The sequence below is a fragment of the Desulfobaccales bacterium genome (assembly GCA_041648175.1).
Classification (GTDB): domain Bacteria; phylum Desulfobacterota; class Desulfobaccia; order Desulfobaccales; family 0-14-0-80-60-11; genus 0-14-0-80-60-11.
The window spans coordinates 67,309-85,631 of record JBAZPO010000001.1; the positions used below are offsets into that span (position 1 = coordinate 67,309).

The 18,323-nt window shown below is 55.1% G+C and carries 19 protein-coding genes; 10 read left to right on the forward strand and 9 right to left on the reverse strand.

Annotated features, from left to right (window positions below):
* Positions 1-48 precede the first annotated feature (48 nt).
* Positions 49-1,341, reverse strand: a complete 1,293-nt coding sequence (locus tag WC600_00310; GenBank protein ID MFA4901164.1) for an adenylosuccinate synthase — start codon at positions 1,339-1,341, stop codon at positions 49-51.
* 163 nt (positions 1,342-1,504) lie between these two features.
* Positions 1,505-3,181 carry a class I adenylate-forming enzyme family protein gene (locus WC600_00315; GenBank protein ID MFA4901165.1) on the reverse strand — a complete coding sequence of 559 codons (1,677 nt, stop codon included), beginning with the start codon at positions 3,179-3,181 and terminating at the stop codon, positions 1,505-1,507.
* Positions 3,182-3,493: 312 nt separating this feature from the next.
* Between WC600_00315 and WC600_00320 the strand changes: the two genes are divergently transcribed.
* Entirely contained in the window at positions 3,494-4,699 is a 1,206-nt protein-coding gene (locus tag WC600_00320; protein MFA4901166.1) for a glycosyltransferase family 4 protein, read from the forward strand.
* 167 nt (positions 4,700-4,866) lie between these two features.
* Here the strand turns inward: WC600_00320 and WC600_00325 are convergent, their stop codons facing one another.
* Positions 4,867-5,097, reverse strand: a complete 231-nt coding sequence (locus tag WC600_00325) for a hypothetical protein (GenBank protein ID MFA4901167.1) — start codon at positions 5,095-5,097, stop codon at positions 4,867-4,869.
* A gap of 138 nt (positions 5,098-5,235) precedes the next feature.
* Between WC600_00325 and WC600_00330 the strand changes: the two genes are divergently transcribed.
* Positions 5,236-6,351 (forward strand): glycosyltransferase family 9 protein, encoded by a 1,116-nt coding sequence (locus tag WC600_00330; protein MFA4901168.1) that lies wholly within the window; start codon positions 5,236-5,238, stop codon positions 6,349-6,351.
* Between the two features lie 18 nt (positions 6,352-6,369).
* Positions 6,370-6,723, forward strand: a complete 354-nt coding sequence (locus WC600_00335) for a cupin domain-containing protein (protein ID MFA4901169.1) — start codon at positions 6,370-6,372, stop codon at positions 6,721-6,723.
* Between the two features lie 503 nt (positions 6,724-7,226).
* Here the strand turns inward: WC600_00335 and WC600_00340 are convergent.
* A complete protein-coding gene (locus WC600_00340; protein MFA4901170.1) occupies positions 7,227-8,369 on the reverse strand; it encodes a glycosyltransferase in 1,143 nt (380 codons plus the stop codon).
* An 85-nt stretch (positions 8,370-8,454) separates the two neighbouring features.
* Positions 8,455-9,633 (reverse strand): SGNH/GDSL hydrolase family protein, encoded by a 1,179-nt coding sequence (locus WC600_00345; GenBank protein ID MFA4901171.1) that lies wholly within the window; start codon positions 9,631-9,633, stop codon positions 8,455-8,457.
* Positions 9,634-10,145: 512 nt separating this feature from the next.
* Here WC600_00345 and WC600_00350 point away from each other — a divergent pair.
* The 7 genes from WC600_00350 to WC600_00380 all read left to right on the forward strand — a co-directional run bounded on the left by WC600_00350 (position 10,146) and on the right by WC600_00380 (position 16,570).
* Entirely contained in the window at positions 10,146-11,576 is a 1,431-nt protein-coding gene (locus WC600_00350; GenBank protein MFA4901172.1) for a CoA transferase, read from the forward strand.
* 18 nt (positions 11,577-11,594) lie between these two features.
* Complete coding sequence (locus WC600_00355; protein MFA4901173.1) at positions 11,595-12,956, forward strand: CoA transferase; 1,362 nt, start codon at positions 11,595-11,597, stop codon at positions 12,954-12,956.
* 76 nt (positions 12,957-13,032) lie between these two features.
* A complete protein-coding gene (locus WC600_00360) occupies positions 13,033-13,446 on the forward strand; it encodes a hypothetical protein (GenBank protein MFA4901174.1) in 414 nt (137 codons plus the stop codon).
* A gap of 38 nt (positions 13,447-13,484) precedes the next feature.
* Complete coding sequence (locus tag WC600_00365) at positions 13,485-13,673, forward strand: hypothetical protein (protein MFA4901175.1); 189 nt, start codon at positions 13,485-13,487, stop codon at positions 13,671-13,673.
* Positions 13,674-14,102: 429 nt separating this feature from the next.
* Positions 14,103-14,417, forward strand: coding sequence for a hypothetical protein (locus tag WC600_00370; GenBank protein ID MFA4901176.1), 315 nt, complete (start codon positions 14,103-14,105; stop codon positions 14,415-14,417).
* Between the two features lie 278 nt (positions 14,418-14,695).
* Positions 14,696-15,487, forward strand: a complete 792-nt coding sequence (gene lsrF / locus WC600_00375; GenBank protein ID MFA4901177.1) for a 3-hydroxy-5-phosphonooxypentane-2,4-dione thiolase — start codon at positions 14,696-14,698, stop codon at positions 15,485-15,487.
* 102 nt (positions 15,488-15,589) lie between these two features.
* A complete protein-coding gene (locus WC600_00380) occupies positions 15,590-16,570 on the forward strand; it encodes an alcohol dehydrogenase catalytic domain-containing protein (GenBank protein ID MFA4901178.1) in 981 nt (326 codons plus the stop codon).
* A 3-nt stretch (positions 16,571-16,573) separates the two neighbouring features.
* On the opposite strand, the gene WC600_00385 is transcribed toward WC600_00380, so the two are convergent.
* From WC600_00385 to WC600_00400, 4 genes are read right to left on the reverse strand one after another with little or no spacing between them, the layout of a single operon-like run.
* On the reverse strand, positions 16,574-16,801 hold the full coding sequence (locus WC600_00385) for a DUF2283 domain-containing protein (protein MFA4901179.1): 228 nt from the start codon (positions 16,799-16,801) through the stop codon (positions 16,574-16,576).
* The gene (locus WC600_00390; protein MFA4901180.1) at positions 16,798-17,025 is read right to left on the reverse strand and encodes a hypothetical protein; all 228 of its coding nucleotides are present in this window, start codon (positions 17,023-17,025) and stop codon (positions 16,798-16,800) included. The genes WC600_00385 and WC600_00390 overlap by 4 nt, the downstream gene beginning before the upstream one ends.
* A 53-nt stretch (positions 17,026-17,078) precedes the next feature.
* The gene (locus WC600_00395; GenBank protein MFA4901181.1) at positions 17,079-17,327 is read right to left on the reverse strand and encodes a helix-turn-helix transcriptional regulator; all 249 of its coding nucleotides are present in this window, start codon (positions 17,325-17,327) and stop codon (positions 17,079-17,081) included.
* A gap of 18 nt (positions 17,328-17,345) precedes the next feature.
* A complete protein-coding gene (locus WC600_00400; GenBank protein ID MFA4901182.1) occupies positions 17,346-18,299 on the reverse strand; it encodes a hypothetical protein in 954 nt (317 codons plus the stop codon).
* Positions 18,300-18,323 lie beyond the last annotated feature (24 nt).

Below are 18,323 nucleotides of genomic sequence, written 5' to 3' on the forward strand. Positions count from 1 at the left end.
GCCACCCTTATGCACCGCCGCCCTCGGCGGTGCTCATTAATGCCTTGTTTAACCAAACGGGTTCTGCAGCACAATGGTCTCTTCCCGGTCCGGACCCACGGAAACGATCTGGATAGGCACCCCCACCAGCTCTTCCATGCGCTTCAGATAGTTCCGGGTGGCCTGAGGGAAATCCTCCATACGCCGCACTTTCCGGATATCTTCGCTCCAGCCCGGCAGTTCCTCAAAAATAGGCCGGCAGCGCTCCAACTCCTGGATGGTGGCGGGGGTGGTCTCCCGTCGACTGCCATTTTCTTCATAGCCCACGCAAATTTTCACCGGGTTGATGCCGGTCAACACGTCCAGCTTGGTGATGGCCAGGCCGGTGAGGCCGTTGAGCCGGGCCGCGTCCTTGAGCACCACCGCGTCCAGCCAGCCGCAGCGCCGCCGGCGCCCGGTGGTTGAGCCGAATTCCACCCCGACTTCCACCAGATGATCGCCGACCTCGTCCAGACATTCCGTGGGGAAAGGCCCGCTTCCCACCCGGGTGGTGTAGGCCTTGACGATGCCCAGGACCTGATGCAGTTGATTGGGGCCGACCCCGGTGCCGGTGCAGGCGCCTCCGGCTATAGGGTTGGAGGAGGTCACATAAGGATAAGTGCCGTGGTCGATGTCCAAATGGGTGCCCTGGGCCCCTTCAAAAAGGATGTTGTGGCCTTGCCGCACCGAAGTCTGGATCATGACCGAGACGTTGGCCACCAGGGGCGCCAGGCGTTTGCCCATCTCCAGATAGGGTCCCAGAATCTCCTCCTGGGTAAAAGGGCGGTCTTCCAGGAACTTTTCCAGGTAAAAATTCTTTTCCGGCAGCACGTCGGCCAGTTTGGCCGTGAGGATCTCGGGATTGAGCAGGTCGGCTACCCGGATGCCCCGCCGGGCTACCTTGTCTTCATAACAGGGGCCGATACCCCGGCCAGTGGTGCCGATCTTTGCCTCACCCTTGGCGGCCTCCCGGGCGATATCGGTGCGCTTATGGTAGGGCATGATGACCTGGGTGCGTTCGCTGATGCGGAGGTTGTCCGGACCCACCGTAATCCCCCGGGCCTTCAGGTTATCTATTTCCGTCAGGAGGACCTCAGGGTCCAGGACCACGCCGTTGCCGATGAGGCAGACGGTGCCGGGATGCAGGATCCCCGAAGGGATCAGATGGAAGATGAATTTCGCTCCGCCCACCACCAGGGTATGGCCGGCGTTGTTGCCACCCTGGTAACGCGCCACGATTGCAGCCTGCTCGGTCAAGAGGTCGACGATCTTCCCCTTGCCCTCATCACCCCATTGGGTACCCACCACCACTACGTTTGGCAATGCTTTGCCCTCCTTTTCACAAACCCGGTATATTAGATCACAGCGGCGGGCAAATGCAAAACGAAAAATGCCCGGCCAGAGGCCGGGCATTGAGGCGAATAACGTCCCGAGGGCGGCAACCCGCCCCCGGAGAGTTTATGGATCGCCGGCGAGGGCGCCGACGCTACTTTACCTTGGGTACAAACTTGCCGGGATACTCCGGATAATTCTTCCGCAGATCCTTTTTGATGATCTTGCCGGTGGGGGTCCGGGGAATGGAATTCAGGAAGACCACTTCCCGGGGCAGTTTGTACATGGCCAGCAGGTCCATGGTGGATTTGATGACCTCGTTAGCCAGTTCCTGGGACGCAGTGAAGCCGGGTTCCAGCTCCAGCATGGCCACCACTTTCTGGCCCATAACCTCGTCGGGCACACCCACGACCGCGTCATCCCGCACCGCCGGATGGCGGAGCATGGCGTCTTCGATCTCGCTGGGGGCCAGACGGAAGCCGGAAGACTTGATCATGTCGTCTTCCCGAGCCTGGAAGAAGATGAAGCCGTCTTTGTCCATGATAACGGCGTCACCCATCATATTGAAGCCGTCTTTGATGCCCTTCTTCATGGATTTCATCAGCTTGTTATCCTGGATGTAGGGCTTCCAGTACAGGGTGGCGGTGGGGCCCTTGATCATCATGCTGCCCGCTTCGCCGGGGCCTGCGGTGGTGCCGTCTTCCCGGACCACCTTGATCTCAAAGCCGGGCAGGGCCTTGCCGATGGAATCGGGCATGGGGACGTCGCTGACGGTGTTGCTGGTTACCAGGTGCATCATCTCGGTGCCGCCCAGGCCTTCCCAGATGGGCTTGCCGGTCTTGGCCTGCCACAGGGCCAGGGTCTTGCCGGTCAAAGCGTCGCCGCCGGTGGTGTACATGCGGACGCTGGAGGAGTCGTAATCGTTGAAATTGGGCATTTCCAGGAGCTTCCGGTAGGCGGTGGGCAGACCGGTGATCACGGTGATCTTATGCTTCTGGATGGTGGACATCATCTCGTCCGGGGTGAACTTGGGCAGCAGCGAAATGGCCGAGCCGCCGGCAAAGGGGATGTTGCAGAAGGTGCCGTAGCCCGCCGCAAAGGTCACCGGGGCGGAGCCGCCCAGGACGTCGCCGGGGCCCATCTTGTAAACGTACTTGTTGACCAGGTTGGACTCGATCAACACCTCTTTGACGAAGTGGACGCAGCCCTTGGGCTGGCCGGTGGTGCCGGAGGTGAAGAGGATGACGCCGATGTCATTGACTTCCAGCTTGACATTTTCAAATTTATCGGAAGCCGCGGCCATCTCTTTACCGAAGGAGACGAAGCCCTTGGCTTCGGCGTCTTCGGGTTTGCCGCCTACTACGATGAGTTTGGTGGGGAACTCGAATTCGGGCTTGGCTGCTTCCACCGCGGCCATCAGGGGAGCGCTTACCACAAAGGCTTTGAATTCGGCGTTGTTCACTACAAAGGCCACTTCTTCCTTGGCCCATAGGGGGGAGACGGGCACCGGGATGGCGCCAATCTTCTGGATGCCGAAGTTGGCGGCAACGGCTTCCGGCATATTGGTCATGCGCAGGCCCACCCGGTCCTGAGCCTCGACCCCGAGCTTTTTGAGGACGTTGGCGAACTTGTTGGCCATGCCCAGCAGTTCTTTGTAGGTGATCTTCAGATCACCGAAGAGGATAGCGACGTTGTCGCCCTTCACATGCTTGTCCAGAAATTCTTCCGCAATATTCCACTTTCCAGACGCATAATGCTTGAACTCTTCGGGCGCGGTATATTCGGCCCAGAGTTCTTTGGGGGGCAAATAATCAGCCGGAATTTTACCCATAAACTGCTTCCTCCTTCAGATATTTGTAATTCTAACGGTCTTTTGGCCTTCGCAGGGAGCAATAACCATGTGAAGCATATTACAAAGTCTATGGCAAGTGTCAAGAAATTTATAGTTTTCGGTTGACGGTTTTCGGGCGGCATCCGAATATCTAATTATTTTTCCATATATTTTCAATAAATTAATCGATTAGTACGACCCTGTAACTCATAAGCTAATGACCCATAAATTGACCGATTTTTCGGAATCATGGCCTAAAATTACCCAAGATTTTGTTATACTGGCACAAAATAAAAATCTGAAGTCCCCAAAATGCCCACCATCGCCCTGATCGGACCTGAACTCTTTCCCATCCCGCCCATCCGGGGCGGGGCCGCGGAGTTGTTCATCGAGAAGGTGGCATCCCGCCTCACCGGCTGGCGTCCGGTGGTCATCGGGGTGTCCGACCCGGAGCTGCCCCAGCATGAATGGCGCGGCCAGGCAGAATATTTTCGCGTGCCTCTCTCGGGCTGGCGCAAGCGGCTCTACTGCCGCTACCGGGAATATTTTCCCCTCTATGACCGGCAGGTGGCCCGGATCATCAACCGGGTGCAGCCGGACCTCATTCACGTCCATAACCGGCCGCTCTTGGCCTTATATCTTGAGCGCCGCCTGAGGCATCCGATTCCCATCATTCTGCACATGCACAATCTCTCTGCATCCTTAGGAAAACGGGAGCGGCCCCGCCCCGCCACCGTTATCCCCATGGCCGGCTTTGCCGCGTGCAGCCAGTTCGTGTTGGACCGGGAACGACAACGGCTGGGGTCGGGGGCGAGTCTGTATCGAGTCATTTATAACGGGGTGGAAACTGCCGCCTATGCCTCCCGCTGGGACCCGGCGGCCGGAGTCCAAGAGGTGCGCCGCGCCTACGGCCTGGAAGCTGAACCCACGGTGCTCTTCGCCGGGAAGCTCAGGGAGGCTAAAGGCGTCCATATCCTGGTTAAGGCCATGACCCGGGTCTGGGAAATTGCGCCCCAAGCGGTGCTGGTGCTGGTGGGCGGCACCGAATACGGGCTTAACCGCACCATGCGGGAGACGCCGTTCATGGCGCAATTGCGCCGAGACCTGGCGCAGGCTCAGGGAAAAGTGGTGCTCACCGGGTTTATCCCGCCAGACGCCATGCCCCGCGCCTATCTTTTGGGCGACGTCTTTGTGGGTCCGTCCCAGATCGAGGAAGGCCTGGGGCTGGTTTTTCTGGAAGCGGCCGCAGCCGGCCTCTCCGTTATCGCTACCCGCAGGGGCGGCATCCCGGAGGTGGTACGGGACGGAGAAACGGGGCTGCTCCTTTCCAGGCCAGACGACGACGCCGAACTGGCCGCTAAAATCATCAGGCTTTTAGACGACGTTCCCCTGCGACAACGCTTGGGACAGCAGGGCCGGGCGCGGGTTGAGGCCGACTTTTCCTGGCAAAAGATTGCCGGAACCCTGGAAACATTTTACGATGAGGTCAGGGAGCAGAGCTCAGGGATTAGGGATTAGGGATTAGGGATTAGGGATTAGGGGCGCAGCGACCAAGAATCTCAAAAAGAAACCGCAAATGTACGCCGATTTTACGCAGATCAGCAAAATAATTTGCGTGCATCGGCGTTTATCCGCGGTTGGTTTTTTGGTTCTCGTCCACAACTGACCTTGGCAGCCGGAAGGCCTTATTTTGAGGGGTTTGCCGGTATCACCGCAGCTGGTCCGGCGTTTATGGAGGCGCTTCCCGGCTGGATCGAATCATCCAGGGTCAACACATAGGTGCATATAGCCGCCAACATCAAGCCGATAACCGCCCAGGTGCGCCAGTCTTTGTGCAACCCCATGAGAGGTCCGGTGCGGTGGGAGTGTTTCTTCTTGTCTCTGCCATGCTCATGGGGGTGAGTGTGTGCTATCATAGGCATTATCCTTATCATCAGAATCATCAGAGGATCGGTAACGGAGTTGCGGCCACTATACCCCATTTTTGGAGAAAAAATCCACCGGTCAGCGCTTTCGGAAGGGTATGACGCCTCCGGCGCAGATCAACTTTAATTATGTGGCACAAACTTCTCATCGGCATCTCCCGCCGATATCTTAAGCGGCAGGTCCGCCGTCATCCACCGGCGCCTTTGTCGGCCCTGTCTCCGGCAAAGGTGCGGCGCGTCCTGATGATCAGCAACACCGCCCTGGGGGATACCCTGTTTTCCACCCCGGCCATCCGGGCCTTAAAGGAGCGCTATCCCGCCTGGGAATTGGAGGTCCTGGCCCACCGGGTCTTCGGGGACCTCCTGACGCATAATCCCCACGTGGCGAAAATCTGGACCTATCCAGGCCGCAACCGTCGCCTCCTGACCCTGGCGAGGGAGTTGCGCCACAGATCATATGACCTGGTGATCATCCTCCACGGCAATGACCCCGAAGCCACCCTGCTGGCCTATTTCTCGAGAGCTCCCTATATCATCGGCTCGGCCCGCAGCCCCTTAGCTTGCGTTTATTCGGCTGCGGTGGCCTTCACCGACCCCGATGAGCACGCTATCGAGCGGCGCCTCGACTACGTGCGCCTCCTGGACGCGGACACCACCGACAAGCGCATGGACCTCTTTTTGCCCCCTGAAATACAGGAGCGAGCAAGGGCCATCCTTATAGAACATTTCGGTGAAATCCCCCCCCTGCTTCTGGCCTTGCACCCCACCGGCTCCGATCCCTACAAGTGGTGGCCGGAAGCGTCGTTCATCGAGCTGGGCAATTTTTTGTACGAGTCCTATCACGCCCCGCTTCTCATTATCAGCGGTGCAAATGACCGTCCCCAGGCCGAAGCCATCGCTGCGCACATTGCCGGCCCCACGCTGGTCACCGGCGGCCGCTATTCCTTGCTCACCGTGGCCGCGCTCTTAAGCCATTGTCGCCTCCTGGTGGCTAACGATAGCGGTCCCCTGCACATGGGCCTGGCCCTGGGTGTGCCCACCATCGGCCTCCTTGGAGCCGACGACCCCCGGCGGGTGGGGCCTTATGTGGTAGAATGGGGCGTGGCGCTTCATAAACGGGAAGAAGTGTGCGATTTACAGCCGTGTCTCCTGAAAAAATGCCCCGAGAACCGGTGCCTGACGGCGATTAAAGTGGATGAGGCGGTGGCATTAATCAAAAATTGGTGGAAGCCGACCAGACAGTAATGCTTTGGAGGAGTCCTAATGAATGATTTTCCGGAATTTATGAAAGCTCCCCGCAACAAAATCTCTTCGAGTTCTCAATATGCCGCCGGTATTGAAGGATACGTCTTCGATGGCGCGGAGGGTAGCCAGATGGCATTTTGGACCTGTGCAGTGGATGGAATATCAAAGGAACATGTTCATGACTTTGATGAATATTTTGTGGTGATTCAAGGAAAATACACCATAATGATTGGCGGCCATAAAATACCCATAGGTGCCGGTGAAGAATATTTTATCCCCAAAGGGTTAGCCCATGCAGGTGAATATATTGCCGGCACCAGAACCATACATGCTTTTGGAGGAAAGCGGGCCGAAAGAGAAATTGCGGAATAATGGCTCTAAGGGAATTAGTTAAAGTTCGGCGGCCGCGGGCCGCCCTATGATCATAAGAACACCCGATAATTGACCTTGAGGACCTTGGCCAGCCGCTTGGCCATGTCCTTGCCGATGGGCCTCTTGCCATGCTCCATTCCGAGATATGGGTTTGGCTGATACCCACCAGGTGCGCCAATGCCTTTTGGGTCAGGGCCTCCCTCTTTCTGGCTCCCCGGAGGGCCACACTGCCGTTAAAGTCGGGATAGACCTCTTCCCAGGGAATGGACCCTGGGTCTTCGGCAATGGCGCCATAGGAGGCCAAGGCCTGTTTCGCCTCCATCACCTTGGTTACCGGAATCCGGAACCTAACCTCAACATAGCCGCCCGTAGCGGGCTTTTTCATGGCTTCCGACATAAGTTACCTATCACCGCTTGAGTTTTTTGCGAACGTTCACCGCTAATAAGACGCCCCAAGTCATACTTAATATGCCAATTATTGAGATATTTAGTCAAGATCTTCTTCAAACTTGAGATGTTTGCCCAAACTTCTTTTCCGCTAATTCTTCGTATATCTCGTTAATTCCCTTTCCCAAGCGCTCCAACGAATAATTCGCCTCCACGTGGCGGCGGGCGTTTTTCCCCAATTCTTTGGCCCCGGCCGGATCAGCCAGGAATCGCTCCAAGGACTGCGCCAGGGCCTCGGCGTCCCGTGGCGGAATGATGAGGCCGGTCGCGCCGTCGGTCACCACTTCCGGGTTGCCCCCCACGCGGCTTACGATCACCGGCAGGCCTGCAGCCATGGCCTCCAAGAGGGCCAGGGACAACCCCTCGCTGTAGCTGGGCAGGACGAAAATATCCATGGCCTGAAGCAGATCGGGCACATCCCGGCGCGACCCGAGAAAATGCACCTGGCCAGCCAGGTCCAGGCTTGCCGCCATCTGTTTAACCTCTGCTTCCCGGCGGCCGCCGCCCACGATCAGGGCGTGTACGGCATAGCGCTCTTTAAGTTGGGTCATGGCGCTAAACAATTCCTTATGGCCCTTACCCCAATGATCCAGGCGGCCCACCAAACCGATCACCGGCGCCCCTTCCGGCAGCCCCAATTCCCGGCGCACCCCCGGGCCGGGCCGGGCCGCGTCAATGGCAGCGATATCCACCCCGTTCGGCACCACCCTGACTTTGTCCGGGTCCAGGCCGATTTCTTTGACGAGATAGTCTTTAACCCCCTGGGAGACCGCCAGACTGAGGTCGGTAAAGCGCGATAGCGCGCGGCAGATGAAGCGGCGCTTGCGGGTAATGCGCGTGAAGCCGTGCCAGTGGTCGATGACGATGGGAACCTGCATCAGTGCCGCGGCCAGGCGGGTGTAATTCCCTGGCACATAGCTGTTGACGTGGATGGCGTCGACGCCGTGCCAGTAGATGACCCAGCAAAGGTGAAAGAAAAAGCGCAGCCACACCCACCCGTTTAACCCCGGCATCCTGAAATCCACCGTTCTCAGCCGGGCCGGGATAATCTGTTCCGTATCAGGGGTCAGCAGGCCGCAGATCACCCGGAAGCGGTCCGGATTAAGGCGTTTGGCCGCATCCACCAACACCATTTCCGCGCCTGCGCCTCGCTCCGGCTTGATGATGAACAGGACAGTGATTTTTCGATCTTGGTCCATAATGACTTCAACGAGTTCACGCCCTGGTGATGTAGGGGCGGATTTTAAACCCGCCCCTCCTGAGACTCCGGCAGGCCATCGGCAATTATTGCGGCACCATGGGTTGAAGCTGGTCGCTGATCAACTGCGCGGCCAGTTGCGACCCCTTAGTGTTAAGATGCACCACGTCGTAAATGTATTTGGAGTCCTGGGGGATCAGATGGGCCAGGTCAATAACCTGCACGCCGTTTTGCTTTCCCACTTCCCGGATGGCCTCGTTAAATTTGGCATAGAGAGCCGTAAACTCGCTCACGGAAATCCCGGAATCGGACTCAAAGCCCTGCATGGCAGCCATGACCTTGGGGTCGGGGTTGGGTTTATACCGGTTGAATTGGGTCATAAGGACCGGGGTGATCCGGCGGGCCCGGCAGATATTGATGAAGGTTTGCAGGTTCATCTTGAACTCATCTGTGATGGCGGCTTCATCGATGCTGATCTTTTTGCCCCGGATATAGGCAAATTCGTCGTCGGCGTCCTTCACCTTCTTCCCGAAAATCTTATGGCTCAATATGCGTGTGGCGGCATGCAGGTTGGGAATATACATGTCCCGGGCCAGAGTGGAGAGGGCCTTAAGCCCCGTGAGATTCTTATAAAAATAAAAATTGACGATGGGCTGCCGGGTGGGATTTTTCCCCCAATACGTCTTGTCATATATCAGGGCTACCAGGTCGTTGATGTTATGCATCATGACGACCACGTCGGGCTTCATCGGGATAATTTTATTCAAGAGAATATCTATGGAATGCAAGGAGTTGTTGCCGCCGACCCCTGAATTAATCGAGGTGATCTTTTTTCCGGTCTTTTGCTCCAGGAGTTGGCCTGCCAGGTAGGGGTAGCGCTGGTCTTCATCGACGTAAATGCAAGCGACCGTGGAACCGCCCAGAAAAAACAAGGAAAAGTCAGGCTTGTCATAGCGGTTATAGGGCAGCATAAAGCCCTGGTCGTCGGTTCTGACCCGGTAGGGCTTTTGCAGCAGGCCATCGGAGGTCCGCACCGCCTTGTCCGGAGGGACATCCACGGCGTCGACGTGGGGCAGAATCTCCCTTAAATTGATGTAGCGCCGATCCGTAAAAAGCACCAAATTATGGGCATGATTGATGTAGGCCAGAAACTTCTCGACGCCATAGGTGGCGGCCAGGAGAAATATGAAGAGACCTAAGACGATGGTCTTCTTGGGGTGGCGTTCAAACCAGTTCTGCGAGGCTGGTGCAGATTGATCTGCCATGGTTTCAGGCTCATTTAAAGGGTGCGGATTTGCTGCCAGGGAGGGCGCGTCAATTTTCTGCGTGGTCCCAGAGGCTTACTCCTAAGTTCATTATACAAAATATTTGCTCGGCATCGTATCAGATTTTTCATCGTCCCAGACCTGCCCCTCACCCCTTCGGGGTAAAACACCCCCCCATCTGATACCGATTCCCCCAGTTTAAGCGGGACAAGGATCGGCTCGCCCTTTTGCGGTCATAGCGGGGCAGATCTAAAAAGTTAAATAGTGTAATTAATCAAAGATGTTACAACAAAACCAGAAAAATCCAGTTCGTTTGAACTATTTGGCACAAATTTAGCTTATTGAATGGATGGATAAAATTGAGGAGTCTCCATGCCTGGTCCCTTTGAGGGTGAGCCAGAACTTTAGCGAGAGGGGGTGACTGCCTGAAAACGAGGATGGCTTGACTTGAGCGGACTCAAGTTTTCCTAAAGTAGAATTCCGAATCAACTGCAATGTAAGGAGGATTCTGAATGTCCGATGATCTGAAAAAAGAGGTTCAAGAAGCACCGTTACTGTGGCCTCTAACCCCGATCCCGACTTTTGAAGAAGTCTATGACCCCAAAATCTGCACCGAGGCGTCTCGGGAAATCTCCACGATCTTCGAGGGCTGGCTCCATCCCAAGCATGAGATGGCCAAACCCGAGGCCTTGGGCCAGATCCGGGTCCTGGAATGCGGCCACGGCGGGCTCCAGGCCAACGCCATGTTCGGCGGCGCCTACATGGGCGAACTGGGGGCCAACGTCATTATGGTGGAACCGCCCGGCGGCTCCCCCATCCGCAAGCTGGCGGCCTTCGGCCGCAAGCGCTACATGTTCAAAGACAACGTCAACGGCGACCTGTGCGGCGGCGGTTTCCTGCACGAGTGCCGTAATAAGCAGTCCATCACCCTGGATCTGACTCAAGCGGCCGGCCGGGAAATCCTGAAGAAGCTGGTAGTCCATGCCGACGTGCTCATCGAGAACTATGCCCCCGGGCAGTTCGACGACTGGGGCATCGGCTACCGCCAGCTCTCCAAGATCAATCCCCGCCTGATCTATGTCTGGAATGGCCAGAAAGGCCAGTGGGGCCCCTTGAAGGACCAGCCGGGCGAGCTCTATCCCTCCTCGCCCTGTGCCTCCGGCTGGTGCCATGCCACCGGGCTGCCCAAGAGCTTCGGCGGCACCCCCATCCGGTCCGGCGAAAAGTCCGACGACATCCTCTGCGGCAACCTCACGGCCCACGGCACCATCGCCGCTCTGATCTTCCGGGAAAAATCCGGCAAAGGCCAGTTCATCGAGGTGACCTCGTCGGAAGCCCACGCCCGCATCCATGATTATGCCTGGGGCTGGTACGGCATGGACGGCTCCAGTAAGCCCCGTTACGGCAACTGGGACCTGGCCATCAACATCTACTCGGTCAACCCCTGCAAAGACGGCTACATGATGGTCGGCGGCGGCCATGACCGGCTGTGGTACCGCATCTGGAAGACCGTGGGCAAAGACCGCCCCGAGCTGGAAGACATGATCCTGGACGAACCCACCTTGCGGGTGGTCATCGACCGGGTCGGCCATGACCAGCAGGTCAAGACCTGCACCATCCTCACCGACTGGATGAAGGACTATACCCGGGAAGAGTGCCGGGCCAAGTTGCTGGCGGAAGAAGTAGCCGCGGGCGGCGTCTCCTTCATCGACGAAGTGGCGGAAGAGCCCCACTACAAATACCGGGGCATGGTACGGGCCATCGAGACGGCCCACTACGGGAAAGTCCTGTTCTGCGGCTCCCTGTTCTATGGCCACCGGACTCCGGGCCGGGTCAAAGACCTGGGCCGTCCCGTGGGCTATGACAACAGCGATGTCTATCGCAAGTTCTGCAACTTCGACACCGCCAAGCTGAATGAGCTGTACGGCAAAGGGCTCATCTAATAGAGGGGGTTAGGAAATATGACCGAACATCTGGACAAACTACCCTTTGAGGATTATTGCAAGACTATCTTCAATAAGGACGCGCTGTTTGATAAACCCGAGGCCCTAAGTGGGTACCGGGTGCTGTCCTGCACCCAGTACATCCTGGGTCCCGCCGCGGCCGCCTACCTGGGCGAGTTGGGAGCCGAGGTTATCAAGATCGAGGTGCCCCGCCTGGGTGAGCCCATGCGCCACTGCTCGCCCTACAACGAGTCCTGGTTCTACCCGGTATCCCGGTGGAACCCGGGCCGCGGCACGTCGCCGGCCTTCCAGGGCGCCAACCACAACGAATACTTCGTTACCATGGACTACCGCAAACCGGAGGCCAAGGAAATCTTCTACAACATGGTGCAGAAGTCGGATGCCATGGTGTGGAACTACCGGCCCGGCACCTTCGACCGCTGGAAGATCGGCTACGGCGCCTGCAAAGAGGTCAATCCTCGGATCGTTCTCGCCTGGTGCGGCGGCTTCGGCGGCTTCGGCCCCGGCCGGAACTGGGCCTCCTACGACATCCTAGGACAGGCCAAGGGCGGTGTCTTCTCCTTCACCGGCCACCGGGCCGGCCGGGCGTCTGCTGGCTTCCCCAGCAAACACACCACCTGGATCATGGACTACTCCGTGGGCATGCTGGTCTCCACCGGCATGCTGGCCGGCCTCTACTGGCGGGACACGGTCTCCAACCTGGGCAACTTCTTCGAGTGCTCCCAGGTGCAAGGCTCCACCCGCTACACCGAATACGCCCTGCCCCTGTGGGGCCGTAGCGGCGTCGTCCGGATGCGCTGGGGCAACTGGGACACGGAAATCTGCGTCAACGGCATCTGCGCCTGCGGCCTCTCCTCCCACCCCCATTCGGACCATCCGGCGGAGAAGGAAGAAGGCTACATCTGCGTCCAGGCCTACACCGACGAAGATTTCGGCAAACTGATGAACCTCATCGGCCGGCCCGACCTGGGCAAAAAGTACGCCAGCCACGACGATCGCGTCGAGGCTCGGGCCCAGGAAGAGATCTACCCGGCCATCGAGGAGTTCCTGAAGGATAAGACCAAGGAAGAAGCCAACCGCGTCTTCAGCAGCAAAGGCATCATCTCTCAGCCCTTGCTCACCGTTCTGGAAGCGGCCAATTGCGACCACTTCCTGGAGCGGGGCGCCCTGGGCTGGTACGATGATCCCTTCTACGGCGACGTCTTCACCCAGAAGGTCATGTACAAGATGAGCGAGTCCCCGCCGCGCTTGAAACACGTGCACCGCCCGGTGGGCTCCGATAACGAGGAAATCTACCAGCGGGTTATCGGCCTCAGCCTGGACCAGATCCGGGAGATGGAAGCCAAGGAAGTCATCTAACCTAGGGACGGTAGGGGGCAGTAATCCGTGCCCCCGAACGCCGCACCTTTATCCATAACGGGAGGATTGACTCGATATGACTGAATTCAAAATATCGTTGATGTATGATTGTCCGAAATGCAAGTCCCGGAATTTCCTGGATCCCTACAGCTACTGGGAATACAAAGGCAACTTCAAATGCGGCGGCTGTGATGAACTCTATTATGCCGAGTGGGAAAACGGCCAACGGGTCGTGGATCCGGAAAAGGCGAAGGGCACGGAGTATATTCTGCCGGGCTACGTCGAGACCGAAGACCTGAAGCCCCTGTCCGGGGAAGGCAAGACCTCGGCCCCGCCCTTTGCCAATGTCACCTTCTTGGGCAAGCCCAAGAATCTTACTGTATCGGCTCGGGGCAAGCTCGTCGCCTGCACCCAGCTCACCCCGGAAGACCTGGAAGGTAGTTGCTGGAAACGCATCACGGCCCAGCGCAAATTCGGGAAATCCTGGTAGTTGCTGCGCAACTACGGAAGATAGGAGGAATCCTCAATATGGCGATTCTCTGTGACGATTGCAAGAACATCAAATACACTTACGACCCGCAGATGTCCAAGGTGTTATACGGTCACTGCCGGGCCATTGAATATCCTTTCCTGCTGGGTGTTTTCAAGGAAGCCCGCCCGGGCGCCTTTGTCGCACCCACCGATTGCAAGTATTTCCAAGAAAAGAAGAAGAAATAGGCTAACATAACCCTATCCCGGGGCGTCGCCTGGCGGCGCCCCGGTTTTTTTCGGGCTGGCCTCTTGCTTCCCCTGCCCAAGATTTATAAACTGAGGTCAACCTTGAGTCTGAAAATTAGCCGAGGAAACCGGTGAGCCACCGGTTTTCGGGGCCGCCGCCTAGTGCCGGGGCCTATATGACAATCCTTTTGAAGCGGTCACTCATGGGCCTTCGGCCCATTCTTAAGTTATGAGAAGTCGATGGCTTTTTATCATGGTGTGTGGTCCGTATTCTTTTTTAACCGAACCTTGAACCTTATACTCATTGCCAAAAGTTTTTTCCTCCACACCCCTCACCCTAACCCTCTCCCCTCAGAGGGGAGAGGGGATAAAAGGAAGGAACTTTTGGCAAGCGCTATAAACCTTGAACTGTTCAAAGCAGGAACCTAAATGAAAGACTACTCCCTCTATTATTGCGATTGCCGGCTTGAAGAAGCCGAGGTGGCAGAACTCCTGAAGCTGGCCTGGGATGAACTCTACGAACTGGAGTTCGACGCGGTCTTCGGAACCTGGCGAGGTGTCCACCTTGAACCGGAAACCGATACCGTGCACATCACCTGGGAAAACATGTATTCGGCGCCCCTGATGATCTCAATCCACCGGGTCACCCGGGCCATCCGCAATGACTACCCCCGGGATGAATTCCTCGAACTGGAACAGGTTGAAATCGACCGCATCCGCAACCTGCCGCGGGGGGGCAGATAAGAGCAGCGTCAGGGGGAACGGGGGAACAGATGTCAATGGCGGGTTATATTGATTATCAACGCCGGGAATTTTGTAAGGATGTGCGCTGTCCGGTGCAGGTGGATTTAGACGGTCAAGCACCGGATTCCGAAGGTTATGAACAGATCAGACAGACCTGCAAGACCAACTGTCGCTATACCACGTACCAATTCCACCATTGGTTGATCAATCAAGGGTATTTAATTGTTCGACCGGCTTAAAATGATAGGAATGATGCTCAAGGCATAGGAGATCTACGTATGGATTGGGGAATGGAGAATCGTTTAGGCCAACTGATGCCCAATGGCAAATGTTTTTTTATGCCCATTGACCATGGTTATTTTCAAGGGCCGACCCGGCGTCTGGAGAAGCCGGGGGAGACCATAAAACCTCTTCTCCCTTATGTGGATGCGATCTTCTGCACCCGCGGGGTTTTGCGTTCTGCCATAGCTCCTGCAGGCAGCAAACCTATTGTGCTGCGGGTCTCCGGATGTACGAGCATGGTAGGCAAGGATTTGGCCAATGAGGAACTCACCACCTCCATTGAAGAAATCATCCGTTTGAACGCCGCGGCCGTGGGCATCTCCATCTTTATCGGCAGCGAATACGAAAGGGAAACCCTCAAAAATCTGGCCACTCTGGTCAATGCGTGTGAGGGCTACGGCATCCCGGTGATGGCGGTAACCGCCGTGGGTCGGGAGCTGGATAAACGGGAATACCGTTATCTGGCTTTGAGCTGCCGCATCGCCGCGGAACTGGGCGCCAAAGTGGTAAAGACCTATTGGTGTGATGAACATTTCGATAAGGTCGTGGAAGGCTGTCCGGTTCCGGTCATTATGGCCGGCGGGCCCAAGTGTGAGACCGATTTGGAGGTCCTGGAATTCGTTTCTGACGGCATCCAAAAAGGGGCGGTGGGGATCAATCTGGGCAGAAATGTCTGGCAGAGCGCTCATCCCGCGGCCATGGCCAAGGCCTTAAGGGCCGTTGTGCATGACAATGCTTCCCCCAAGCAGGCTCACGAGATTTTCAAAGAAGCCAAAGAAAATAAATAAAAGCTAATTTTTAAATGTAGGGTGGCCACTGCCCACCGTTAAAAGTACCCTGTTCCCTTATCGATAATTATAGGTTGTTTACCCGAAAGCAGAAAACCAAAAATGATAGTCGCAAAGTACTACAACAATAACGATATTCGTCTGGAGCAGCTTCCCATCCCCAAGATCGGCCCCGGGGAGATTTTGGTCAAAGTCCGCGCCAGCGGTATCTGCGGCACCGATGTGATGGAATGGTACCGGATTAAAAAGGCGCCCCGGATTCTCGGCCACGAGATTGCCGGCGACATCGCCCTGTCCCAATCTGACAAATACCGCGTCGGCCAGCGCGTCTTTGTCAGCCATCACGTGCCCTGTCAGGACTGCAAATATTGCCGGGAAGACAATCAGACGGCTTGCGATACCTTGCATCAGGGCAATTATGATCCCGGCGGCTACAGCGAATTTGTCCGGGTGCCCAAGATCAATGTGGATTACGGGGTCTATATCTTACCGGATCAGGTTTCCTATCTTGAAGGCACCATGATCGAACCCCTGGCCTGCGGGGTCAGGGGCCTGGGGCTGATTGATATCCGGGCCCACCACACCGTTTTGATCCTGGGCTGCGGCATCTCCGGCATCCTGAATATTCAGTTGGCCAAGTTAACCGGTGCCCGGGTCATTGCCACAGATATCAATGAGTATCGTCTGAAAAAGGCGGCAGAGTTCGGAGCCGATGAGGTGATCCATGCCGCTCAAGATATCAACATGAAAGCGGATAGAGTCATCGTCTGCACCGGCGCTTACGCCGCGGTGGAGCAAGCCTTCCGTTGCATCGATAAGAAAGGCATTATCCTCCTCTTCGCCATCCCCAATCGGGATATTGCCATCCCCATCCCGGACTTTTGGCGCAATGAACTCACCGTAACCTCCTCCTACGGCGCCGCGCCCGCGGATTTAGCAACCGCCCTAAACCTCATTGCCACCCAAAAAATCAACGTCAAAGACACTATCACGCAGACCTTGCCGCTGGAGCAGATCCAGGCGGGCTTTAAGATTGTGGCTGAGGCTAAGGAATCTTTAAAGGTGGTATTGGAGGTTAATTAAAAGTTATGCGGTCTTCTGAGTAAGCAAATCCTTATCGAGTTCCAGCGTGTAAGATAGTATGGTCTTGAGGTCGATCTTCTTGGAGGCATTGAGGATTTCTATACCCACTATTCTATTGTTAGAAGTCGTATCGATGCTAACACCTTCGGCGATTTCTATAACTCCCTCTGGCGTCTCATCTCCGAGCCTCATATACAAGGCATCAACCTCGTTGTCGTAGAATATTTTCATGATTCAAGTCCTTTCTTCAAAGGATAGCTAGTGATTACCGTTATTATATCATTTTCTACGAAAACCACTATTTTGAGCGGATGTTTAAAACCTTTCACGTTTTGAATGATTTCATGAGTTCCAGAGCGAAGTTCTGTTTCCTTCAAAAGAGTGATAATGGTTGATTTGGAAATTCCATATAAATTTGCTCTTCTTGTTGCATGACGAGAAAATCTTATTTCCATGAAAGTGATCCTATACCAATGGTTCTGCTTCTCGCAATTACAGTTCCGAAAGGTTAGAGAAAAATCTTGTAATCTGTCTTCAAGACCTGAGCCAGGCGTTTGGCCATGTTTTTGCCGATGGGGCGCTTACCGTTTTCCATCTCGGAGAGATTAGTGCGCTTGACCTCCAGCAAGTGGGCAAGTTGCTCCTGGGTTAGGCCCTCCCTAAAGCGCAAGCCGCGAATGGCGCTCCCCTGGTTCAGGTCAGGCAAAACCTCTTCCAGAGGGAGGGACTCGGCCTCAGCCCTCAGGATGGCGGACACAGCTTCCTGAATTGATCATTACACTTCACTAACACTAATCCCCGAAGCATTTAGATTTCCAAGACTTACCGTAAAAATCATGGCTTCCTGAAACACTTTCTGAAATTCAATGATAGCCTGTATATGCAAGTTGTAGACATCCAAGTCAGTGTCTTTCGATTTAGTAACCCCTATTTTTTGAATATCAACCGATTTTATTCCCTCATTTTTTAATCCAATATTTTGTAGATGTTCTGCTGGTATCAATGCATTTTGTTCATCAAAAAATTTATCGTCATAATCCTTGAAATTTGATAATCCCTTCAGTTCTTTTAGCGTTGTAGTCTGCAAATTTTCTACACCAGCAATTGATTTCATAAACCATTCATAAGTGGCAGAATCGATTAATAGTCGATTAAGCTTATCTTTGCTGAGCAAACGTGAATTATTGATGATTGCTGATCCAAAGTATTTGTTTTTAAATCTGTAAACATTATCGTATGTGATAGCATATCGAACGGTAACACCTTCAACTGTCTGCCTAAGCCGCGGTAGAAAACGATATGAATTGAACATTCTAAATACTGTCTCAAAGACAAGCCCGAAGATAATAGAGTGGAGAGGTGTTTCCAGAATCAAGAAGCCACCGTCTCCAGTACTAATAAGTCCATTCAGAAAGTATGTCTTTTCCACCTTTTGGAAAAGAAAAGTGAAGTTGTCTTTCAACAACCGCACGGCATACTCGTACACTTTTTGTAGAACTAATGGGATATATATTTGTTTTTCTTGAGGAAATTTACTATATTTGTATATATCAAAACCTAAGACAGAGAATTTTTTATTAAGTATCTCTTCAACCTGTTTATTCTGCTTTTTTGTGAAGGAAAATCTTTCCAAATCAGTGTAATCGACGTTCCGGCGAAATAAGGGCTCAACATTCGCTTGGAACATTTCGTTAATAAATAGTTCTGTAATTTCAGGCACATCATTCATATTGAAACCCGAGCCAATCCCATC

Excerpts from the sequence above, each read along its gene's own strand:
- WC600_00370 (MFA4901176.1), top strand. The coding sequence starts at position 14,103 with ATGAAAGACTACTCCCTCTATTATTGCGATTGCCGGCTTGAAGAAGCC.
- WC600_00365 (MFA4901175.1), top strand. The coding sequence starts at position 13,485 with ATGGCGATTCTCTGTGACGATTGCAAGAACATCAAATACACTTACGAC.
- WC600_00390 (MFA4901180.1), bottom strand. The coding sequence starts at position 17,025 with ATGGAAATAAGATTTTCTCGTCATGCAACAAGAAGAGCAAATTTATAT.
- WC600_00355 (MFA4901173.1), top strand. The coding sequence starts at position 11,595 with ATGACCGAACATCTGGACAAACTACCCTTTGAGGATTATTGCAAGACT.
- WC600_00325 (MFA4901167.1), bottom strand. The coding sequence starts at position 5,097 with ATGATAGCACACACTCACCCCCATGAGCATGGCAGAGACAAGAAGAAA.
- WC600_00340 (MFA4901170.1), bottom strand. The coding sequence starts at position 8,369 with ATGGACCAAGATCGAAAAATCACTGTCCTGTTCATCATCAAGCCGGAG.
- WC600_00385 (MFA4901179.1), bottom strand. The coding sequence starts at position 16,801 with ATGAAAATATTCTACGACAACGAGGTTGATGCCTTGTATATGAGGCTC.
- WC600_00360 (MFA4901174.1), top strand. The coding sequence starts at position 13,033 with ATGACTGAATTCAAAATATCGTTGATGTATGATTGTCCGAAATGCAAG.
- WC600_00380 (MFA4901178.1), top strand. The coding sequence starts at position 15,590 with ATGATAGTCGCAAAGTACTACAACAATAACGATATTCGTCTGGAGCAG.
- WC600_00345 (MFA4901171.1), bottom strand. The coding sequence starts at position 9,633 with ATGGCAGATCAATCTGCACCAGCCTCGCAGAACTGGTTTGAACGCCAC.
- WC600_00315 (MFA4901165.1), bottom strand. The coding sequence starts at position 3,181 with ATGGGTAAAATTCCGGCTGATTATTTGCCCCCCAAAGAACTCTGGGCC.
- WC600_00400 (MFA4901182.1), bottom strand. The coding sequence starts at position 18,299 with ATGAATGATGTGCCTGAAATTACAGAACTATTTATTAACGAAATGTTC.
- WC600_00335 (MFA4901169.1), top strand. The coding sequence starts at position 6,370 with ATGAATGATTTTCCGGAATTTATGAAAGCTCCCCGCAACAAAATCTCT.
- lsrF (MFA4901177.1), top strand. The coding sequence starts at position 14,696 with ATGGATTGGGGAATGGAGAATCGTTTAGGCCAACTGATGCCCAATGGC.
- WC600_00320 (MFA4901166.1), top strand. The coding sequence starts at position 3,494 with ATGCCCACCATCGCCCTGATCGGACCTGAACTCTTTCCCATCCCGCCC.
- WC600_00330 (MFA4901168.1), top strand. The coding sequence starts at position 5,236 with ATGTGGCACAAACTTCTCATCGGCATCTCCCGCCGATATCTTAAGCGG.
- WC600_00350 (MFA4901172.1), top strand. The coding sequence starts at position 10,146 with ATGTCCGATGATCTGAAAAAAGAGGTTCAAGAAGCACCGTTACTGTGG.